Annotated in this window: 17 protein-coding genes and 1 pseudogene; 4 read left to right on the top strand and 14 right to left on the bottom strand. The window is 67.7% G+C overall.

Annotation, left to right across the window (positions count from 1 at the left end):
• The first annotated feature begins 49 nt into the window (after positions 1-49).
• Together M3149_RS01180 and M3149_RS01175 are read left to right on the top strand one after the other, a co-directional pair.
• On the top strand, positions 50-2,587 hold the full coding sequence (locus tag M3149_RS01180) for an FtsX-like permease family protein (RefSeq protein WP_251707502.1): 2,538 nt from the start codon (positions 50-52) through the stop codon (positions 2,585-2,587).
• Between the two features lie 4 nt (positions 2,588-2,591).
• Entirely contained in the window at positions 2,592-3,722 is a 1,131-nt protein-coding gene (locus tag M3149_RS01175; protein WP_251707501.1) for a carotenoid 1,2-hydratase, read from the top strand.
• Between the two features lie 6 nt (positions 3,723-3,728).
• Here the strand turns inward: M3149_RS01175 and M3149_RS01170 are convergent, their stop codons facing one another.
• On the bottom strand, positions 3,729-3,995 hold the full coding sequence (locus M3149_RS01170) for a hypothetical protein (RefSeq protein ID WP_251707500.1): 267 nt from the start codon (positions 3,993-3,995) through the stop codon (positions 3,729-3,731).
• A 105-nt stretch (positions 3,996-4,100) separates the two neighbouring features.
• Here M3149_RS01170 and M3149_RS01165 point away from each other — a divergent pair, with 105 nt between their 5' ends.
• A complete protein-coding gene (locus M3149_RS01165) occupies positions 4,101-5,882 on the top strand; it encodes an ABC transporter transmembrane domain-containing protein (protein ID WP_251707499.1) in 1,782 nt (593 codons plus the stop codon).
• Between the two features lie 9 nt (positions 5,883-5,891).
• Here M3149_RS01165 and M3149_RS01160 read toward each other — a convergent pair whose 3' ends face one another.
• Both M3149_RS01160 and M3149_RS01155 read right to left on the bottom strand, forming a co-directional pair.
• Complete coding sequence (locus tag M3149_RS01160; protein WP_251707498.1) at positions 5,892-6,953, bottom strand: M48 family metallopeptidase; 1,062 nt, start codon at positions 6,951-6,953, stop codon at positions 5,892-5,894.
• Positions 6,953-8,110 (bottom strand): annotated as a pseudogene (locus tag M3149_RS01155) (YjgN family protein). Before M3149_RS01155 ends, M3149_RS01160 begins: the two are co-directional and overlap by 1 nt.
• A 187-nt stretch (positions 8,111-8,297) precedes the next feature.
• Between M3149_RS01155 and M3149_RS01150 the strand changes: the two are divergent.
• Positions 8,298-9,602, top strand: a complete 1,305-nt coding sequence (locus tag M3149_RS01150; protein WP_251707497.1) for a Glu/Leu/Phe/Val family dehydrogenase — start codon at positions 8,298-8,300, stop codon at positions 9,600-9,602.
• A 10-nt stretch (positions 9,603-9,612) separates the two neighbouring features.
• Here the strand turns inward: M3149_RS01150 and M3149_RS01145 are convergent, their stop codons facing one another.
• Genes M3149_RS01145 through nuoG form a run of 11 tightly spaced genes read right to left on the bottom strand, consistent with a single transcriptional unit; the run spans position 9,613 to position 20,771 of the window.
• Entirely contained in the window at positions 9,613-10,086 is a 474-nt protein-coding gene (locus M3149_RS01145; RefSeq protein ID WP_251707496.1) for a DUF1178 family protein, read from the bottom strand.
• Positions 10,083-10,664, bottom strand: coding sequence for an NUDIX domain-containing protein (locus tag M3149_RS01140; protein ID WP_251707495.1), 582 nt, complete (start codon positions 10,662-10,664; stop codon positions 10,083-10,085). Before M3149_RS01140 ends, M3149_RS01145 begins: the two co-directional genes overlap by 4 nt.
• On the bottom strand, positions 10,657-10,962 hold the full coding sequence (locus M3149_RS01135) for a DUF2818 family protein (protein WP_251707494.1): 306 nt from the start codon (positions 10,960-10,962) through the stop codon (positions 10,657-10,659). The genes M3149_RS01140 and M3149_RS01135 overlap by 8 nt, the downstream gene beginning before the upstream one ends.
• Positions 10,963-11,008: 46 nt before the next feature.
• Positions 11,009-12,505 (bottom strand): NADH-quinone oxidoreductase subunit NuoN, encoded by a 1,497-nt coding sequence (nuoN, locus tag M3149_RS01130; protein WP_251707493.1) that lies wholly within the window; start codon positions 12,503-12,505, stop codon positions 11,009-11,011.
• A 28-nt stretch (positions 12,506-12,533) separates the two neighbouring features.
• Positions 12,534-14,009: an NADH-quinone oxidoreductase subunit M gene (locus tag M3149_RS01125; RefSeq protein ID WP_251707492.1), complete on the bottom strand. Its 1,476-nt coding sequence runs from the start codon at positions 14,007-14,009 to the stop codon at positions 12,534-12,536.
• A 21-nt stretch (positions 14,010-14,030) separates the two neighbouring features.
• Entirely contained in the window at positions 14,031-16,055 is a 2,025-nt protein-coding gene (nuoL, locus tag M3149_RS01120; protein ID WP_251707491.1) for an NADH-quinone oxidoreductase subunit L, read from the bottom strand.
• 7 nt (positions 16,056-16,062) lie between these two features.
• Positions 16,063-16,380, bottom strand: coding sequence for an NADH-quinone oxidoreductase subunit NuoK (nuoK, locus tag M3149_RS01115; RefSeq protein WP_251707490.1), 318 nt, complete (start codon positions 16,378-16,380; stop codon positions 16,063-16,065).
• Positions 16,377-17,018 carry an NADH-quinone oxidoreductase subunit J gene (locus M3149_RS01110; protein ID WP_251707489.1) on the bottom strand — a complete coding sequence of 214 codons (642 nt, stop codon included), beginning with the start codon at positions 17,016-17,018 and terminating at the stop codon, positions 16,377-16,379. Before M3149_RS01110 ends, nuoK begins: the two co-directional genes overlap by 4 nt.
• A gap of 12 nt (positions 17,019-17,030) precedes the next feature.
• Positions 17,031-17,546, bottom strand: coding sequence for an NADH-quinone oxidoreductase subunit NuoI (gene nuoI, locus M3149_RS01105; RefSeq protein ID WP_251707488.1), 516 nt, complete (start codon positions 17,544-17,546; stop codon positions 17,031-17,033).
• 16 nt (positions 17,547-17,562) lie between these two features.
• Positions 17,563-18,645, bottom strand: a complete 1,083-nt coding sequence (gene nuoH / locus M3149_RS01100; RefSeq protein ID WP_251707487.1) for an NADH-quinone oxidoreductase subunit NuoH — start codon at positions 18,643-18,645, stop codon at positions 17,563-17,565.
• Positions 18,642-20,771 carry an NADH-quinone oxidoreductase subunit NuoG gene (gene nuoG / locus M3149_RS01095; RefSeq protein WP_251707486.1) on the bottom strand — a complete coding sequence of 710 codons (2,130 nt, stop codon included), beginning with the start codon at positions 20,769-20,771 and terminating at the stop codon, positions 18,642-18,644. Before nuoG ends, nuoH begins: the two co-directional genes overlap by 4 nt.
• Positions 20,772-20,781 lie beyond the last annotated feature (10 nt).

Genomic DNA, 20,781 nt, shown 5'->3' with positions numbered 1-20,781 from the left:
GAGGCCACACGCCCCATGACCGCCGGGCGGGGCGCGTAAGCTCACCGCCATGCGCCGGCTGCTCACCACCTTCTCCTGGCAGGAGCTGCGCCACCACCCGTGGCGCAGCGTGGTGGCGGTGCTGGCCGTCGCGCTGGGCGTGGCGCTGGCGTTCGCGGTGCAGCTCATCAACGCATCGGCATTGGCCGAGTTCGGCCAGGCGGTGGCCGCCGTCAACGGCCAGCCCGACGCGGAACTGCGTGCGCGCCAGGGCTCGCTGGACGATTCGCTGTTCGAGCGCGTGGCGGCCCATCCGCAAGTGGCCGTGGCCAGCCCCGTGCTTGAACTCACCGGGCTGGCGCGCCAACCCGCGCGAGAGCCCGTGTCGTTGAAGCTGTTGGGCGTGGATGCGCTGGTGGTGGCGCGCGTGGCCCCCGCGCTGATGCCGGTGCTCGACGATCGCGGCACGGGTGGCGGCGACCGGCTCGACCTGTTCGCGCCCGACGCCGTGTTCCTCAACCCCGCGGCCCGTGAGGCACTGGGCGAGGCGGCAACGCTGGTGTTGCGCCTGGGCGAGCGCAGTGCCACATTGCGCGTGGCGGGCTCGGTGAATGCGCCGGGCGCGCCGCTTGCGGTGATGGACGTGGCGGCGCTGCAGGCGTTGGCCGCGCGAGAGGGCGCGCTCAGCCGCATCGACGTGCGCCTGGCCAGCGGCGCCGTGCTCGACCGCGTGGTCTCCGATCTCGCCCTGCCGGCACAGGTGCTGGTGCAACGCCCCGCCCAGGCGGGCGAACGCGTGAGCAACCTCTCGCGGGCGTACCGTGTCAACCTGACGGTGCTCGCGCTGGTGGCGCTGTTCACGGGCGCCTTCCTGGTGTTTTCGGTGTTGTCGCTGTCGGTCACGCGGCGCCAGCCCCAGTTGGCCCTGCTGGCGGTGCTGGGGCTGTCGGCGCGCGAGCGGCTGCGCCTGCTGCTGGCCGAGGCGGCCCTCATCGGCGCGGTGGGCAGCGCACTCGGCCTGATGCTGGGCACCGCGCTGGCGGCACTGGCGCTGCAACGGCTCGGGGGCGACCTGGGCGGCGGCTACTTCACCGGTGTGTCGCCGCCGCTGCGCTGGAGCCCCTGGGCTGCGTTGTTGTACGGCGCGCTGGGCGTGGCGGCGGCGCTGGTGGGCGGCTGGTGGCCAGCACGCGCGGCCGCGGGGCTGGCGCCGGCGTTGGCCCTCAAGGGCCTGGGCACGGCCGCGCCGCCTGTGCGGCGTCACGGCATCGCGTTGGGGTTGGTGGCGCTGGCCGGTCTGGCCGCGCTGGCCCCGCCGGTGGCGGGCATGCCCCTGGGCGCCTATGCCTCGGTGGGTCTGCTGCTGGTGGGCGGCATCGCGGCGCTACCACTGGCGGTCGGCGCGCTGCTGCAGCGCATCGCACCCTGGGTCGTGCACCGCGCCCTGCCCTTGCTGGCCGTGGAACGCGCGCGCCGGCTGCGCGAGACGGCAGCGGTCGCCACCAGCGGCGTCGTGGCCAGCCTGGCGCTGTCGGTGGCACTCACCGTGATGGTGGCGAGCTTTCGCGACTCGGTGACGCAATGGCTCGACGCCGTGCTGCCCGCCCCGCTGTACCTGCGCGCCACCGGGGGCGGGCCCGACGGCGTGCACCTGACGCCGGCCTTTGTGGCCGGGGTTCGTGCTTTGCCCGGTGTGGCGCGCGTGGACACGCTGCGCGCGCTGCCGCTGCAGTTCGATGCCGCACGCCCACCGGTGACGCTGGTGGTACGCACGCTGCAGGGCGAGCCGTTGCCGCTGCCCCTGGTGGGCAACCCGCTGCCCGTGCCTGCCGATGCCGTGCCGGTGTACGTGAGCGAGGCCATGCTCGACCTCTACGGTGCGCGCGTGGGTCAGCCGCTGCCAGCGCTCGCGCAGGCCATGGCCAGCCCCGAGGCGCAGGCCGCTCGCTACGTGGTGGCCGGCGTCTGGCGCGATTACGCGCGCCAGCACGGCAGCATTGCGATCGATGCCGAGGCCTTCGCGCGCCTCACGCGCGACACCCGCGTGAGCGACCTTGCACTTCATCTGCGCGAAGGCACAGACAGCGCCGGGATACAGGCCGCGCTGCGGGCTTTGGCCGAGCAGCACGACCTCGCTCAGGCCATCGAGTTCGCCACCGCGGACCAGATCCGCGCCACGTCGCTGCGCATCTTCGACCGCAGCTTTGCCGTCACGGTGTGGCTGCAGGCGGTGGCGATCGGTATCGGCCTGTTCGGGGTGGCGGCCAGCTTCAGCGCGCAGGTGCTCGTGCGCCGGCAGGAGTTCGGCCTGCTCGCGCACCTGGGGCTCACGCGCGCGCAGGTGCTGGGTGTGGTGGCGCTTGAAGGCCTGGCCTGGACGGTGCTCGGCGCTCTGGCCGGCCTGGGCCTGGGCCTGTTGGTGAGCCTCGTGCTGGTGCATGTGGTCAACCCGCAGAGCTTTCACTGGACCATGGACCTGGTGCTGCCCTGGCCGCGCCTGCTGGCGCTGTGCGCCGCCGTGGTGGCCGCGGGCACGATCACGGCATGGCTGTCGGGCCGTGCGGCTGCCTCGGCCGACGCGGTGCAGGCCGTCAAGCAGGATTGGTGATCTCATGCTCACACGCCGTCCCTTGCTGCTCGCTCCACTGCTCGGTCCGCTGGCGCTGGCGTCGCCAGCGGCCCGGGCACGCGACATCGCACGCCCCGGTGATCCTTTGCGTCCGCGCCCGCTGGTGTTCCCGCGCGATCACGGCACGCACAACGACACCCGCACCGAGTGGTGGTACCTCACCGGCCACGCGCAGGACGCGCAAGGCCGCGAGTTCGGCTTCCAGGTCACGTTCTTTCGCAGCCGGGTGGACCCGGCGCAGGCGCTGCCCGGCCGGCTCGCCGCGCGCCAGTTGCTGTTCGCGCACGCCGCCATCACGGACGTGAGCGGACAACGCCTGCATCACGACGAGCGCATCGCGCGCTGGAACGGCGAGCCGCCGGCCAACAGCGAGCGCGCGGTGTTCGCCAGCGAGCGCGACACCGACGTGCAGATCCGCGACTGGTTCATTCGCCGCCATCCGGCCGGCGGCTATGCCACGCGCGTGACGGGCGATGCGCTGCTGATCGACATCGAGGCGGACGCGCCCCAGGCCTGGCTGTTGCAAGGCGAAAACGGTTTCTCGCGCAAGGGGCCGGATCCCGCCCAGGCCAGCTTCTACGTGACGCACCCGCAACTGAGGGTGCGCGGCACGTTGGGGCTGGCGGGTCAGCGCTTTGCCGTCACCGGCACCGCGTGGCTCGATCACGAATGGAGCGAGGCGCTGCTGCACCCCGAAGTCGTGGGCTGGGACTGGATCGGCATGAACCTGTTCGATGGCCACTGCGTGACGGCATTCCAGCTGCGCCGCGCCGATGGCAGCAAGGTATGGGCCGGCGGTTCGTTTCGCGCCGCGGGCAGCGCGCAGAGCCCTGAGGACATCTACCGCTTCCGCCCGGGCGAGGTGGACTTCCAGCCACGGCGCTGGTGGACCAGCCCCCTCACGCGCACACGCTACCCGGTGGAGTGGCTGGTGCGCACCCCGGCGGATTTCTACACCGTACGCGCGCGCGTCGATGCGCAGGAACTCGACAGCCGCGCCACCAGCGGCGCGATCTACTGGGAAGGCCTGTCCGACCTGATCGACAGCAACGGCCGAACGGTGGGCCGTGGCTACCTGGAAATGACGGGCTACGCGCGCCGGCTGCGCTTGTGAGTCCGCTCAGGCCGGCTTCTTCTCGGCACCCACCGCGTCGCGGATGCACTTGTTGGTGAAGCTGTTCTTGGCGGCTCCGGCCAGCTTCTTCTCCATCGCATTCGCGTTGCAGGCGGCCGTGGCGTCCTTCTCGCATTTGCTCAGGAAGCTGGTCTTGGCGGCGCCGGCGAGTTTTTTCTCGGCTGCGCGCGCGGTGCAGCTGCCGGATTCGGCCAGCGCCCCGCCGGCGAAGAAAGCCAGGCTCAGTGCCGCGAGAAAGGGTTTGGTGAACATCCGTCGCTCCAGATTCAAGGGTGCAGCGATTGATATCACCCAATTCGATGGCGCGCAATCGGATCGAACGCGATCCACCATCCGGGCACCGGGCAGAATCCCCGCATGACCACCGTTTCCGACCGCCCCCAGGGCCGCAGTCCACGCTCGCTCAGCGGCCTGGTGCCCTTCATGCGCCCTTACAGGCTGCAGATCGGCCTGGCGCTGTTGTTTCTGGTGCTGGCCGCGGCCGCCACGCTGGCGTTTCCGCTCGCACTGCGCCTGCTGATCGACAACGGGCTGGTGCCCGCGGGTCGGGGCGAGCAGGCGCTGGCCCTGCGCGGGCACTTTGCGGTGTTGTTCGGCGTGGCGGTGGCGCTGGGCCTGTTCTCGGCCGTGCGCTTCTACCTCGTGAGCTGGATCGGCGAGCGCATCACCGCCGACCTGCGCAACGCCGTGTACGCGCACGTGCTGCGCCAGAGCCCGCAATTCTTCGAGACCACCCAGACCGGTGAGGTGCTATCGCGCCTGACCACCGACACCACGCTGGTGCAGACGGTCGTGGGCTCCTCGCTGTCGATGGGTCTGCGCAACGCGGTGATGGGGCTCGGCGCCCTGGGTATGCTGGTGTGGTCGCACCCCTACGTGATGGTGCAGGTGCTTGCGGTGGTGCTGTTCGTGGTATTGCCCGCCATGTGGTTCGGCCGCCGCGTGCGCCGGCTCTCGCGCGCCAGCCAGGACCGGGTGGCCGATTCGAGCTCGATCGCAGCCGAGGTGCTCAACGCCATCCCCACTGTGCAGAGCCACGCGGCCGAAGCGCGCGAGTCGCAACGCTTCGACCGCTCCACGCAGTTCGCCTTCGAGACCGCGGTGCGCCGCACCCGCGCGCGCGCTGCGCTGGTTGCCTTCGTCATCATCGCCAACGCGGCGCTCATCTTGTGGGGGCTCTACCAGGGCACGCAGGCGGTGCTCGCGGGCCAGCTCACGCCCGGGCAACTCGGCCAGGCGGTGTTCTACGTGATCATCTTCGCGGGCGCGGTGGCGGTGCTGGGCGAGGTCTATGGCGATCTGCTGCGCGCCGCCGGCGCGAGCGAGCGCCTGATGGAACTGCTGGCCAGCGAGTCGCCGGTGCAGTCGCCCGCGAAGCCCGTGGCCGCGCCCCTGCCAAAAGGCGGCAGCGCACTGGCGTTCGAGGGCGTGGGTTTTCACTACCCGTCGCGCCCCGCTCAAGCGGCGCTGGAGGACTTCTCGCTCGCAGTGACGCCAGGCCAGACGGTGGCGCTGGTGGGCCCGAGCGGCGCCGGCAAGACGACCGTGTTCGGCCTGCTGCTGCGCTTCTACGATCCCCAGCGCGGACGGATCGTGCTCGACGGCACACCGATCGATGCGATGGACCTGCACGCGCTGCGCGAACGCATCGGCATCGTTCCTCAGGAGCCGGTGATCTTCTCCAGCAGCGCGCTCGAGAACATCCGCTACGGCCGCCCGGACGCCAGCGACGAGGAGGTGAAGGCCGCCGCCCGCGCCGCCTTCGCCGACGAGTTCATCCAGCGCCTGCCCGAGGGCTATGACAGCTTCCTTGGCGAGCGTGGTGTGCGTCTGTCGGGCGGGCAGCGCCAGCGCATCGCGATCGCGCGCGCCATGCTGAAGAACCCGCCGCTGCTGCTGCTTGATGAGGCCACGAGCGCGCTGGACGCGCAGAGCGAACGCGTGGTGCAGGCCGCACTGGAGGCCGCCATGCGCGACCGCACGACGCTGGTGATCGCGCACCGTCTGGCCACCGTGCAACGCGCCGACCGCATCGTGGTGCTCGACCACGGCCGGCTGGTGGAGCAAGGCACACACGCCGAACTGGTGGCGCGTGGCGGCGTGTACGCGGGGCTCGCCGCCCTGCAGTTCACCGCCTGAGGCGCGGGATCAGCGAACCTCGGGCGACCAGCCCTGAAAGAAGCGCACCCGTTCGGCGTCGGCCGGGTGGCTGCCAATGGCGATCGGCAGCAGTTCCTGCTCCTCGCCTTCGCCGCTTCGGGGTTGACGGGCGCGCAGCCGTTCGAACAGCGTGGTCATCACCGCGGGTGACACCCCGTTGGCATGCAGCAATTCGGCGGCACGCAGGTCGGCGCGGCGCTCGGCATCGCGCGAATAGGCCTGTGTGAGCAGCGCGGCAGGCACCGCGGCGACGAAGCCCCCCATGTCACCGAACACCACACCCACCAGCGCGCTGATGAACGTGGAGCGCACCAGCATGTCCATGCCGTCGCGGTGGCGGACATGGCCGAGTTCGTGGCCAATAACGCCCATCAGCACCTCGGGCCGGTCCTGCAGCAGGACCACCAGTTGATCGGTGACCACGATCTGCCCGCCAGGCAGCGCCAGCGCGTTCGGCCCCAGGCGCACCGAGGCGCGAAACGACAGGGTGTGGGCCGGCGCGTCGCCCGCGGGGTGCGCCCGTTGCACCATGGCCTGCCAGCGCGCTTGCAGCGCTGCCTGCTGCGCCGCAGGCAACTGGCTGGGCGCGAGGAACAGGCGCTCCAGCTGCGCCAGGCTCTCCTGGCCAATGCGCTGCTCGATGGCTTCGGGCATGTGCTGCGCGATGCGGGCGCTGGCCCAGGGCACGCCCCAGGTCCAGGTGGCGGCGAGCACCAGCACGGTGGCCAGCAGCGCCACCAGCACGCCGCGCCAGCTTTGCTGCCAGCCCACCACGAAGGACTCGTCCAGGCCCTGTTCAGCCCACCACGCGTCCCATTCGGCGGCGTCGGCGTGCTGCAGCAAGCCGCCGTCGGGCAGGTCCGTCTGGCGCTGGCCATGGGTGCGGCGCTCGGGCCAGCGCACCCCTGCGATCGGGTGGCGTTGCACGCCGATCGTCGACTCCCGCGGCTCGATCACGAGCACGTCGCCGTCCAGGCGTACGAGCACCGCGTGGGCGCGCGGGCTGTGGCCGTCGTACCAGCGCGTGAACAGCGGTGCACCGCGTGGCATCACAAGCCCACGTCGATGCCGAAGAAATCGCCTGCGGCGTCGCCCAGCACGCCGTCCTGGCGACGCGCCTCGGCACGCGCCATCCAGGTGTCGACATCGCCCTTGACCTGCAGCGCCATGGCTTCCAGACGCGCGCGCGCCATGCGCACCTGCGCGAACGGCCAGTACAAGCCGAGCGTGAGCGCGATCAGCAGCCAGTTGAGTGCATTGACCTTGAGCAGCCTGCCATGGCGCAGCTCGCTTCGAAAGCGTGTGTTGCGCGAACGCGTGTTGGCCCACACGAGGTTCTGCAGCGCGACCGTGGCAAAGGGGATGACGATGAGGGGCAGCAGCAGGTACAGCAGGCCGATGGCGCCGAAGAAGGCCATCATCCGGCCAGCGGGGTTGCCACCGCCGCCGGCCATCAGCAGCGCCATCACGCCACCGATGACCGTGCACACCAGCAGCACCACGCCGATCAGGCGCAGCATGAGGGCGTAGAAACTGGCGGTGCTGGCACGCAGCTGCGTGCGTTCACCCGCGAACAGGTAGCCGCCGTGCTGGTAGCGCTTGAGTCGCGCAAAGCATCACGGGAGCAAACCGAACGTGAACAGCGCAACGAGGCCCAGCACGGTGAACATCTGGCGCGCCTGGGTCGGCGTGGGTTTTTCGTCCTCGGCCAGTTCGGGCATGAACAGCACCAGGGCCAGCGCGGGCAGGAAGAACGGCAGCAGCGCGACATAGGCGCCCTTCAAGTCGCCCACGAAGGCCATGCGCACGCCGCGCCAACTGGTGTTGCGCAGACGGAACTGCAGCGAAGCACGCCACAGCGCGGGCCACACGAGCGCGAACGCGATCAGCAACAGGGCGGCGATCGAAGGCACCGTATTCGACAAGGCGCCGTAGGTGATGCCCATGAGCAGCACCACCAGGTAGCCCCGGAACATCTTCCACGGGTCACCGTGAAAACCGAGCGGGTCGTCGCCCACCAGCGTGTTGTTCTGGAAGTAGGCGATGCGCCGGGCGCGCGCGAACGGCCAGTACAGGGAGAACGTCACCAGGGTGAGCAGCAGGTTGACGATCCAGATGCGGAAATACTCGCTGCCCGATCCGGTGAAGCGGATCGACAGGGTCTGTACGCGCGGCGCAGCCGCTCCCGTGTTCTCGGCCAAAGCCATGGTTCCTCCCTCGGTGGTTGTTTGGGGTCTGAGGCGCGCCGGATGGTATCAGCGCACCTGCCAGATACCCCCCATGCAGCCGCCGCATGAAGCCATCCTGAGCCGGCCTTGGACAGCGCAGCAGCGCCTGCTTACAGTGCCGCTGAGGCCGCCACCGCGGCCCATTCCACCCGGAGCCGCACACACCATGTCGCACACCCATGCCCCTCAGGCGCTCACCCAGGCGCTGCCCTCCTACCTCGACCCCAACCACCTTGGCCCCTGGGGCATCTACCTCCAGCAGGTCGACCGCGTCACGCCCTACCTGGGCAAGCTCGCGCGCTGGGTCGACACGCTCAAGCGCCCCAAGCGCACCCTGATCGTCGACGTGCCGATCCACCTGGACAACGGCACCGTGGCCCACTTCGAGGGCTACCGCGTGCAGCACAACACCAGCCGCGGCCCAGGCAAGGGCGGCGTACGTTTCCACCAGGACGTGACGCTCTCCGAGGTGATGGCATTGGCCGCCTGGATGTCGATCAAGAACGCCGCCGTCAATGTGCCGTATGGCGGCGCCAAGGGTGGCATCCGGGTCGATCCGCGCCAGCTCTCGCTGGGCGAGCTCGAGCGCGTGACGCGCCGCTACACGAGCGAGATCGGCATCATCATCGGCCCGACCAAGGACATTCCCGCGCCCGACGTGAACACCAACGAACAGGTGATGGCCTGGATGATGGACACGTACTCCATGAACGAGGGCGCCACCGCCACCGGCGTGGTCACCGGCAAGCCGGTGGACCTGGGCGGCTCGCTGGGCCGGCGCGAGGCCACCGGGCGCGGCGTGTTCACCGTCGGCTGCGAGGCCGCGCGCCGCATCGGCATGGACATCAAGGGGGCACGCGTGGCGGTACAGGGCTTCGGCAACGTGGGTGGCGTGGCCGCCAAGCTGTTCGCCGAGGCGGGTGCCCGTGTGGTGGCTGCACAGGACCACGGCGGCACCATCTACCGCGCGGCTGGCCTGGACGTGCCCGCCCTGCTCGACCACGTGGCGCGCCACGGCACCGTCAAGGGCTTCGCCGACGCCGAAACCCTGCCCGACGCCGACTTCTGGGCCACGCCCTGCGACATCCTGATTCCCGCCGCGCTCGAGGGCCAGATCACCGAAAAGAACGCGGGCCGCATTCAGGCGCGCATGGTGATCGAAGGTGCGAACGGCCCGACCACCCCGCAGGCCGATGACATCCTGCACGACCGGGGCGTGCTGGTGTTGCCCGACGTGATCGCCAACGCCGGCGGCGTGACGGTGAGCTACTTCGAATGGGTGCAGGACTTCTCGAGCTTCTTCTGGACCGAAGACGAGATCAATGCACGTCTGGTGAAGATCATGAAGGACGCCTTCGCCGCCGTGTGGCAGGTGTCCGAGGACAACAAGGTGAGCCTGCGCACCGCCACCTTCATCATCGCCTGCCAGCGCATCCTGCACGCGCGCGACCTGCGCGGGTTGTATCCCTGACGCGCCGCTGCTATTGCAGCGTCTCCTTGGTCGGCGGCAACAGGGGCAGCGGCATCACGTCCACGCCCTCTTCGATCAGCTCCAGTGCGACCTCGGGGGTGGCGTTGCCGCGGATGTTGCGGCGTTCGATCTCGCCGTGGTGCATGGCGCGCGCCTGTTCGGCAAAGCGCTCGCCCACGTCCTCGGTGTTGGCCACGATCTCGCGCATGGCCTTGAGCATGCGCGCCTGCAGCTGCGCCAGTTCGGCGTACGCGGGGTGGTTGCTCATGGCCAGGGCGGGCGGGTTCGCGGGCACAGGCGCGGGCGCGTCCTTGCCACCGCGCAGGTTCAGGCGCGGCGCCGAGAGCTTCTTTTCGATGCGCTGATCACCGCACAACGGGCAGCTCACCAGCCCGCGCTCGAGCTGGCTCGCGAAATCTTCCTCGGAGCCGAACCAGCCTTCAAACACGTGCTGGTGTGCGCATTGCAGATCGAGAACCTTCATGACGCAGAATTGTCCTGCCAATCCAGAACCCAGGCGCCACTCAGGACGTTCTGCAGCCACAAGGCGCCGACCAGGGTCTTGCAGTCGATGATGCGGCCGTCACGGCACATGGCCTGCAGCTCCTCAGGAGTGGCGCTGATCACGTCCAGCGCTTCGCCATCGTCGAGCGCACGCTCACCCTGGGTGAGGCCGCGCGCGAACCAGATGTCAATGATCTCGTCGGAGTAGGCGATGGTGGGGGCAAGCCGGCCGGCAAAGGCCCATTCGCGGGCGCGATAGCCGGTTTCCTCCAGCAGTTCACGCTGCGCGCAGGCGAGGCTGCCCTCCCCCGGATCGAGCTTGCCGGCGGGAAACTCCACCATCACCGCCCGCATGGGGTGGCGGTACTGGCGCTCCAGCACGACACGGCCATCGTCGAGCAGGCCGATCACCATCACGGCGCCCGGGTGAAGCACGTACTCGCGTGTGGCCTCGCTGCCGGCGGGCAGGCGCACGGTGTCGCGCACCACGTGAAGAAAATGTCCGCGCAGCAGCTCGGTGCGCGACAGCGGCCATTCCTTCAGGTGCTCATCAGCCATGCCGCTTCATGTAGAGGTAGCGGTAGACGAAGCCGGGAAAGGCCAGTGTGGCGAACAGCGACGCGGTGGTGGCGTAGAACTCCCAGCCCTGCGGATAGATCTGGCCAGCGCGGTGCTCCAGCCCCAGACCGATGGCGCCGACCACGAAGTACAGCAACACCAGCTCGAGCAGCCGCAGCCACAAGGTCTTGGGTTCGCGGCGCGGCAGCACCGCGAGCCAGCGGTCGTTGAGAAACGGCAGGTTGGCAGCCACGAGGGCCGTGATGAGCACCAGCCAGACGGCAGCGGTTTGGTCCATGGGGGTCAGAGCCGGGCAAGCGCCGCGGGTTCCACGGCGCCGCCGATCAGGCGAACAGCGCCGCGACCGATTGCGCGCACAGCGCCATCAAGCCGCCCGGCACGATGCCCAGCACCAGCACCAGCGCACCATTGAGCGACAGCACGGAACGCACATCGGCGCCGGCTTCGATCGGCGCGGTCTGCACCGGCGCATCGAAGTACATCACCTTGACCAGACGCAGGTAGTAGAAGGCGCCAATGAGCGACATGATGACGGCGAACACCGCCAGACCGATGTGGAAGGCGGACGGCGACGCCAGCAGCGCCTGCAGCACCGAGAGCTTGGCGTAGAAGCCCACCAGGGGCGGCACACCGGCGAGCGAGAACATGCACACCGCCATGACGCCGGCGTACAGCGGGCTGCGCTGGTTCAGGCCAGCAAGATCCTCGATGTTGTCGGACTCGAAGCCCTGGCGCGAGAGCAGGATGATCACGCCGAATGTGCCCAGTGTGGTCAGCACGTAGGTGACGACGTAGAACATGGACGAGCCGTAGGCGTTGGCCATGTTGGACGCGTCGCCGCCCGCGACACCGGCCAGCAATCCCAGCAGCATGAAGCCCATCTGTGCGATGGTGGAGAAGGCCAGCATGCGCTTGAGGTTGGTCTGCGCAATGGCGGCCAGGTTGCCCACCAGCAGCGACACCACCGCCAGCACGCCCAGCATCTGCTGCCAGTCGATCGCAAGCGGCGCCATGCCCTCGACGAGCAGACGGATCACGATGGCAAAGGCCGCCAGCTTGGGCGCGCCACCGATGAGCAGCGTGATCGCCGTCGGAGCACCGTGGTAGACGTCGGGCACCCACATGTGAAACGGCGCCACGCCCAGCTTGAACGCCAGACCCGCGACCACGAACACCAGGCCCAGGGTGAGCACCTGCGGCGAGCCCTTGAGCGTGGCCTCGCCACCCGCGATGGCCGCGAGCACCTGCGCGAGATCGAGTGAGCCCGTGGCACCGTACACCATGGACAGGCCGTAGAGCAGGAAACCACTGGCGAGCGCACCGAGCACGAAGTATTTCATCGCCGCTTCGGTGGCGGCCGTGTCGTCGCGGCGCAGCGCCACCAGCGCATAGCTGGACAGCGTGAGCAGCTCCAGACCGAGGTAGATGACCAGAAAGTTGTGGCCCGAGATCATCACGAACATGCCCAGCAGCGCAAGCAGGCTGATGGAGAACATCTCGCCGCCACGCAGCATGTCGCGCTGGCTGGCGTACCCGCGGCCATAGACCAGCGTGACCATGAGGGCAATGGCAGCGAAGCACTTGAGCCAGTTGCCCATCGGGTCGCTCACGATCATGCCGCCGAAGCCGACGATGGTCTGACCACCGGAAGCGGCCAGACCGAGCAGCAACGCCACCACGGCGAGCGTGGCCAGGGTGAGCCCGTGGGTGGCCCCGCGCTGGGGAGACTTGACGCCGAGGTCGACCAGCGCGATCACGCAGGCCATCACCGCGAGCAGGATTTCCGGGTACGCCGCGACCCAGCTGAGTTTGTCGATCATGGGGAAGTTCTCGCTGTTCTCGGTGCGGTCAGTTCAGCTTGGAGTTCGCCACGTGGCGCAGCAGCTCGGCCACCGACGGGTCCATCACATCGGTGAAAGGCTTGGGGTACACGCCCATCCAGAGCACGGCAATCGCCAGCAGGGCCATCACGAAGAACTCGCGGGCATTGATATCGGTCAGCGCCTTCACATCGGCGTTGCCCGGCTCGCCCAGGTAGACGCGCTTGAACATCCACAGCGAATAGGCGGCACCGAAGATCAGGGCCGAGGCGGCCAGCAGGCCGATCCAGAAGTTGGCCTTGACGGCCGCAAGGATGACCATCCATTCGCCCACGAAGCCGGCGGTGCCGGGCAGGCCGCAGTTGGCCATGGTGAACAGCAGGGCAAAGGCGGCAAAGCGCGGCATGGTGTTGACGACACCGCCATAGGCCGCAATCTCGCGCGAGTGCACGCGGTCATAGAGCACGCCGATGGACAGGAACATGGCGGCCGAGACGAAGCCGTGGGCGATCATCTGCACCAGCGCGCCCGAGACGCCCAGGTCGCTGAAGACGAAGAAACCCAGGGTGACGAAGCCCATGTGTGCGACCGACGAATAGGCCACGAGCTTCTTCATGTCCTGCTGCACCATGGCGACCAGGCCGACGTAGATCACGGCGATCAGCGACAGCGCGATCATGAAGCCGGCCCACTCGTGCGAGGCGTCGGGCAGGATGGGCAGCGAAAAGCGCAGGAAGCCGTAGGCACCGAGCTTGAGCATGATGGCCGCCAGCACGGCCGAGCCGCCGGTGGGCGCTTCCACGTGCACATCGGGCAGCCAGGTGTGCACCGGCCACATCGGCACCTTCACCGCGAACGCGGCAAAGAAGGCGAAGAAGAGCAGCGTCTGCGGCGTGCTGCCCAGCGGCAGCTGGTACCAGTCGCTCAGGGCGAAGCTGCCGTTGGACTGCACGTACAGGTAGATCAGCGCGATCAGTAGCAGCAGCGAGCCGAGCAGCGTGTACAGGAAGAACTTGAACGCGGCGTAGATCTTGTTCGGCCCGCCCCAGATGCCGATGATCAGGTACATCGGGATCAGCGTGGCCTCGAAGAACACGTAGAACAGCATGCCGTCCTGCGCGGAAAAGACGCCGATCATGAGACCCGAGAGGATCAGGAAAGCGCCCATGTACTGGTTCACGCGCTCGGTGATCACCTCCCAGCCTGCGATCACCACCACCACGGTGATGAAGGCCGTCAGCAGGATCAGCCACAGCGAAATGCCATCCACGCCGAGGTGGTAGTGCACGTTGAAGCGATCGATCCAGAGCGCCTTCTCGGTGAACTGCATCGCCGCGCTGCCAACTTCGAAGCCGGTGTAGAGCGGCAACGTGACGGCCAGGCCAGCCAGTGCGCCGATCAATGCAATCCAGCGCACCATGCCGGCTTGTTCGTCGCGGCCCAGCGCGAGCAGCACGACACCGAAGAAGATCGGCGTCCAGATGGCAAGGCTCAGCAAACCCATGGTCTTATCTTTCCGTTCTTGTTATTTCGCGAGCCAGACGAACCACGTCATGAACAGCATCACGCCCACCAGCATCATGAGCGCGTAGTGATAGAGGTAGCCGGTCTGGGCACGGCGCACCACGCCCGAGATCAGGCCCACGAGCTTCCAGCTGGCGTTGACCACGCCACCTTCGATGACACCGCGGTCACCACCCTTCCACAGACCAACGCCCAGTCCACGCGCAGCGCGGGCCAGCACGTTCTCGTTGAACCAGTCCATGTAGTACTTGTTCTCGAGCACGTTGACGACAGGCTTGAGCGCGCGCGCGATGGCCGCCGGCACCGCCGGATTGACCATGTAGCAGTACCAGGCACTCACGAAACCGGCCAGCGCCAGGTACAGCGGCGGCGTGCTGAAGGCATGCCCCGCCATCGACAGCGGGCCGTGGAAGATCTCGGCGAACTTCGTGAGCGCGGGGTGGGCAGCGGCGTTGATGGTGATGGCGTCGCGGAAGAAATCACCGAACACCATGGGCTCGATGGTGAGGTAGCCAATGACCACCGAGGGAATGGCCAGCAGCACCAGCGGCAGCGTCACCACCCAGGGCGACTCGTGCGGCTTGCCGTCACCATGGTGGCCGTGGTCATCGTGATGGTGGTCATCGTGGTGCGCGTCCGGGTTCTGGTCGTAACGCTCCTTGCCGTGGAACACCAGAAAGTACAGGCGGAACGAGTAGAACGAGGTGACGAACACACCGGCCAGCACCGCGAAGTACGCGAAGCCCGCACCCGGCAGGTTGCTGAAGTGCACCGCCTCGATGATCGAGTCCTTGGAGTAGAAGCCCGAGAACAGCGGCGTGCCGATGAGCGCCAGCGTGCCCAGCAGCGAGGTGATCCAGGTGATCGGCATGTACTTGCGCACCCCACCCATCCAGCGGATGTCCTGGTTGTGGTGCAGGCCCATGATCACCGAGCCTGCCGCCAGGAAAAGCAGCGCCTTGAAGAAGGCGTGGGTCATGAGGTGGAACACCGCGACCGAATAGGCCGAGGCGCCGAGCGCCACCGTCATGTAGCCGAGTTGCGAGAGCGTGGAATAGGCCACCACGCGCTTGATGTCGTTCTGGATGATGCCCAGGAAGCCCATGAACAGCGCGGTGATGGCGCCGATGATGAGCACGAAGTTCAGCGCCGTGTCGGACAGCTCGAACAACGGGCTCATGCGCGCCACCATGAAGATGCCCGCCGTCACCATGGTGGCGGCGTGGATCAGCGCGGAGATGGGCGTGGGGCCTTCCATGGAGTCGGGCAGCCACACGTGCAGGGGAAACTGCGCGCTCTTGCCCATGGCGCCGATGAACAGGCAGATGCAGATCACCGTGACCAGCATCCATTCGGTGCCAGGGAACGTGATGCCGCCGAGTTCGCCCGCCTTGGCGAAGACCTCGGTGTAGTTCATGGTGCCCGCGTAGGCAACGATGAGACCGATGCCGAGGATGAAGCCGAAGTCGCCCACCCGGTTGACCAGGAAGGCCTTCATGTTGGCGAAGATCGCCGAGGGCTTGTTGAACCAGAAACCGATCAGCAGGTAGGACACCAGGCCCACCGCCTCCCAGCCGAAGAACAGCTGCAGCAGGTTGTTGCTCATGACCAGCATGAGCATGGAGAAGGTGAACAGCGAGATGTAGGCGAAGAAGCGGTTGTAGCCCTCGTCTTCAGCCATGTAGCCGATGGTGTAGAGGTGCACCATGAGCGAGACGAAGGTGACGACCACCATCATCATGGCGGTCAGGCCATCGACCAGGAAGCCGATCTCCATCTTCAGGCCGCCGATCACCATCCACTCATAGATGGTGGCGTTGAAGCGCGCGCCGTCGATCACATCGACCAGCGTGATGGCCGACAGAATGAAGGCGACCAGCACGCCCAGGATGGTGGCGCCGTGCGAGGCGCGGCGGCCGATGACGTTGCCGCCAAAGGCGGTGCCCAGGATGCCGGCCACGGCCGAGCCCACCAGGGGCGCCAACGGCACGGCCAGCAGCGTGGAAGCGGAAAGCGTGTTGCTCATGTTCCGGTCAGCCCTTGAGGACGTTCAGTTCTTCGACGCTGATCGACGACTTGTTGCGGAACAGCAGCACGAGGATGGCCAGGCCGATGGCCGATTCGGCCGCCGCCACGGTGAGGATGAAGAAGACGAACACCTGGCCGTGCAGATCGCCGAGAAAGTGCGAGAAGGCCACGAAGTTCATGTTGACCGCGAGCAGCATGAGCTCGATGGCCATGAGCAGCACGATCAGGTTCTTGCGGTTGAGGAAGATGCCCACGACCGAAATCGCGAACAGGATCGCGCCGACCGACAGGAAGTGACCCAGAGTCAGATTCGTGAGGTTCATGCCGTCTTGCCCTCCTCGGCCGCAGCGGCGGGCGCCGCGGGCGCTTGCTTCACGGCGGCCATCGGCACCACCACGAGGCGATCGCTGGCGCGCACCTGCACCTGGTCACCCGCATGAATGAACTTGCTGTCCTTGCGCTGGCGCAGCGTGAGCGCGATGGCCGCCAGCATCGCCACCAGCAGGATGAAGCCCGCCACCTGGATGGGGTAGAGGTAGGCGCTGTAGAGCAGTTTGCCGAGCTCTCGGGTGTTGGACACGTCGGCCGCCACGACCGGGGCGTTGGTCGCGATGCTCGGGAAGCCCGCCCACATCACGGCAATGAGCTCACCCGCCACCACGGCACCGATGACGGCCGCCAGCGGGAAGTGGCTCCAGAAGCCGCGGCGCATGGCATCGATGTTGATGTCGAGCATCATCACCACGAAGAGGAACAGCACCATCACGGCGCCCAGGTACACCAGCACCAGGGTGATGCCCAGGAACTCGGCCTTGAGCAGCAGCCACAGGGCCGCGGCCTGCGAGAAGGCCAGCATGAGGTAGAGCACGGCGTGCACCGCGTTGCGCGAGGTGACCACGCGAAACGCCGCAAACAGCAGCACCGCCGCGAAGAGGTAGAAGAAACCGGTCGTGAAGTCCATGGTGTCTCGGGCTCAGCGGTACGGGGCGTCGGCCGCCTTGGCCGCGGCGATCTGCGGTTCGTAGCGGTCGCCCACGGCCAGCAGCATCTCCTTGGTGAAATAGAGATCACCGCGTTTTTCGCCGTGATATTCGAAGATGTGCGTCTCGACGATGGAGTCGACCGGGCAACTCTCTTCGCAGAAGCCGCAGAAGATGCACTTGGTGAGGTCGATGTCGTAGCGCGTCGTGCGGCGCGTGCCGTCGTCGCGCACGTCGCTCTCGATGGTGATGGCCATCGCGGGGCACACGGCCTCGCAGAGCTTGCAGGCGATGCAACGCTCCTCGCCGTTCTCGTAGCGGCGCAGCGCGTGCAGCCCCCGGAAACGCGGCGACAGCGGCGTCTTCTCCTCGGGGAACTGCACCGTCACCTTGCGGCGAAAGGCGTATCGGCCGGTCAGGGCCATGCCCTTGGCCAGCTCGACGAGCATGAAGCTCTTGAAGAAATCGCGCAGGCTGAAGGGCGCGACGGCGGTCGTGGTGGTGGACATGATCAGGGCCTCCCGCTCAGTTCCAGATGTTCCAGGGCGACTTCATCAGCGCGCCCACGAGCAGCAGCCACACCAGGGTGACGGGGATGAAGATCTTCCAGCCCAGACGCATGATCTGGTCGTAGCGGAAGCGCGGAAAGGTGGCGCGGACCCAGATGAACAGCGAGACCACGAAGAAGGTCTTGATGCCCAGCCAGATCCAGCCGGGAATCCAGTTGAAGAGTGCGCTGTCGATGGGGGGCAGCCAGCCACCCAGGAACATCAGCACGGCCAGGATGGACACCAGCCACATGCTCGCGTATTCGGCGAGGAAGAAGATGGCGAAGCCCATGCCCGAGTACTCGACCATGTGACCGGCAACGATCTCGGCCTCGCCTTCCACCACGTCGAAGGGGTGGCGGTTGGTTTCGGCCACGCCCGAGATCACGTAGACCACGAAGATGGGCAGCAGCGGCAGCCAGTTCCACGACAGGAAGTTCAGGCCCATGTCGGCGGCGAAGCCGCGGTCCTGCGAGGCCACGATTTCGGCGAGGTTCAGGCTGCCCGCGGTCATCACGACCACCAGGAAGCAGAAACCGATGGCGATCTCGTAGCTCACCATCTGGGCCGAGGCGCGCAGCGCGCCGAGGAAGGCGTACTTGGAGTTGGAGGCCCAGCCCGCGATGATCACGCCGTACACCTCGATCGAGGTGATGGCCAGGATGACGAGCAGGCCGGCGTTGACGTTGGCCAGCACCGCCTCGGGGCCGAAGGGAATGGCGACCCACGCGGCCAGCGCCGGCATGATGGCCATGATGGGGCCGAGGCGGAACAAACCGTTGGCGGCAGCGCTTGGGCGGATCAATTCCTTGGTCAGCAGCTTGAGTGCGTCGGCAATGGGTTGCAGCAGACCGAACGGGCCCACGCGGTTGGGGCCGTGGCGCACCTGCATCCAGCCCAGCAGCTTGCGCTCCCACAGCGTGAGGTAGGCCACCGCGCCCATCAGCGGCGCCAGCACCGCGACGATCTTGATGAGGTTCCAGATGACGGGCCAGGCCGCCGCGCTCCACCAGGGCGCGTTGATCAGGCCGAGGCCACCGTTGTAGAAGGCGTCGATCACGCTGCGGCTCCTTCCTCGGCGCGCGCGCGACGCGCATCGGCCGTGAGTTGCAGCGCGGGCGCACGGCGCACCAGGGCGTCGAGCTGGTAGATGGCGGCCACGGCGGGCAGGCCCTGGGCAGGCGTGAGGTCGATGGCAGCGGCGCTGGTGTTGTCCAGGCGATCGGCGGGCACCACGGTACCGGCTTCGATACCTGGCAGCGCGCGGGCCAGCACGGCCTGCGAGGAGTCGGCGTCGAATCCGCTCAGACCCATCAGGTTGCCGAGCACGCGCAACACCTTCCAGCCCGGGCGGGTTTCGCCCAGCGGTCGCACCACGGCATGGAAACTCTGCAGGCGCCCTTCGGCGTTGACGAAGCTGCCCGAGGTTTCGCTGAACGGGGCGATCGGCAGCAACACGTCGCTCACGTCCAGGTTGGTCTTGAAGGCGCTGAGCGTGACCACCATGCCCGCGTTTTGCAGGCCGGCCAGGCCAACCGCCGTGTCCTGCGCTTCCACGTTGAGCAACAACGCGGCCTTGAGCGCGCCACCGAGCATCTGCGCTGCGTTCAAGCCGTCTTGCGCCGGCACGGCGCCCACGAGTTGTGCGCCCACGGTGTTGGCGGCTTCGGTGAGGTAGCCGACACGCGCGCCGGTGTGCTCGGCGATGAAGTTGGCCAATGCCAGCAGGCTGGCGGCCTTTTCGTGGTGGGCCGCGGCGTTGCCCAGCAACACGGCCTTGCGCTCGCCGCCCAGCAGCGAAGCAGCGATGGCGCGGTGGGTGTCGTTGACCTCGGCCGCGACCGGGGCGCTGACGCCCTTCTCGGCCGCCACCGCCGCGGCGATGCCCGCCAGCGCAGCGACCCACTGGCGGCTGTCGGCCAGCAGGGTGTGCTTGAGCCTCATCGCCCAATCGGAATCGCTCGCGACCAGCGCGCTCAGTTGTGCGCCGTGACGCACGGCCTGACGAATGCGCTGGGCGAACAGCGGATGGTCCTTCCGCAGGTTGGAGCCCACCACCAGCACGCGCTGCAGCGTGGAGAGTTCGGCAATCGGCAAACCCAGCCAGCGGGCGCGGCCTGCGCTCGCGGCGTTGCTGAAATCGGCCGCGCGCAGGCGGCTGTCGATGTTGTCGCTGCCCAGGCCGCGCACCAGAGCGCCGGCCAGGGCGAGTTCTTCCACCGTGCTGTGCGGGCTGGCCAGCAGGCCGACCGCACGAGCACCATGCTCGGCGTGAATCTGCTTGAGGCCGTGGGCCACGTATTCCAGTGCGGTCTGCCAGTCGACGGTTTTCCACTCGCCGCCCTGCTTGAGCATGGGCTGGGTGAGGCGGTCAGGGCCGTTGAGCGCTTCGTACGAGAAGCGGTCGCGGTCGGCGATCCAGCACTCGTTGACGGCTTCGTTCTCCAGCGGCACCACGCGCATGACCTGGTGGTTCTTCACCTGCACCACGAGGTTGGCGCCGGTGGAATCGTGCGGGCTCACGCTCTTGCGGCGCGAGAGTTCCCAGGTACGGGCGCTGTAGCGGAACGGCTTGCTCGTGAGCGCGCCCACGGGGCAGATGTCGATCATGTTGCCCGAGAGCTCGGAATCCACCGAGTTGCCCACGAAGGTCTCGATCTCGGCGTGTTCGCCGCGATGGCTCATGCCGAGCTCCATCACGCCGGCGATCTCCTGTCCAAAGCGCACGCAGCGCGTGCAGTGGATGCAGCGGCTCATCTCCTCCATGGAGATCAGCGGACCCACGTTCTTGTGGAAGACAACACGCTTTTCTTCCTGGTAGCGCGAGCCGGAGCCGCCGTAGCCCACGGCGAGGTCCTGCAACTGGCATTCACCGCCCTGGTCGCAAATGGGGCAGTCGAGCGGATGGTTGATGAGCAGGAACTCCATCACCGACTTCTGCGCCTTGACGGCCTTCTCGCTCTGGGTGCGCACGATCATGCCCTGCGTGACCGGCGTGGCGCAGGCGGGCATGGGCTTGGGCGCCTTCTCCACCTCGACCAGGCACATGCGGCAGTTGGCCGCGATCGAGAGCTTCTTGTGATAGCAGAAGTGCGGAATGTAGGTACCCGCCTTCTCGGCCGCATGCATGACCATGCTGCCCGGGGGTACTTCGACCTTCTGGCCGTCGAGTTCGATTTCAACCATGGGGATGTCC

This window comes from Hydrogenophaga intermedia, assembly GCF_023715105.1.
Taxonomy (GTDB): Bacteria; Pseudomonadota; Gammaproteobacteria; order Burkholderiales; family Burkholderiaceae_C; genus Hydrogenophaga; species Hydrogenophaga intermedia_A.
Note: the sequence above shows the minus strand (reverse complement) of the source record. Positions and strands in the feature narration are given on the sequence as shown.